The 393-nt window shown below is 56.5% G+C and carries 1 rRNA gene; it reads right to left on the bottom strand.

What is annotated here, in order from left to right:
- Positions 1–31: 31 nt before the first annotated feature.
- A 23S ribosomal RNA gene (locus ADK52_RS09685) occupies positions 32–393 on the bottom strand; the annotation flags it as partial.

Here is a 393-nt window from a genome sequence, read left to right as displayed (position 1 = left end):
TTCAGAACTAACACAGTGGACGCGAGCAACTGAGGACAAGCCCTCGGCCTATTAGTACCAGTCAGCTCCACCCGTTACCGGGCTTCCACATCTGGCCTATCAACCCAGTCGTCTACTGGGAGCCTTACCCTCTCAAGGAGGTGGGAATACTCATCTTGAAGCAGGCTTCCCGCTTAGATGCTTTCAGCGGTTATCCCTCCCGAACGTAGCCAACCAGCCATGCCCTTGGCAGGACAACTGGCACACCAGAGGTTCGTCCGTCCCGGTCCTCTCGTACTAGGGACAGCCCTTCTCAATATTCCTACGCGCACAGCGGATAGGGACCGAACTGTCTCACGACGTTCTAAACCCAGCTCGCGTACCGCTTTAATGGGCGAACAGCCCAACCCTTGG

The organism is Streptomyces sp. WM6372, assembly GCF_001279655.1.
In the GTDB taxonomy this organism is placed as follows: domain Bacteria; phylum Actinomycetota; class Actinomycetes; order Streptomycetales; family Streptomycetaceae; genus Streptomyces.
Note: the sequence above shows the minus strand (reverse complement) of the source record. Positions and strands in the feature narration are given on the sequence as shown.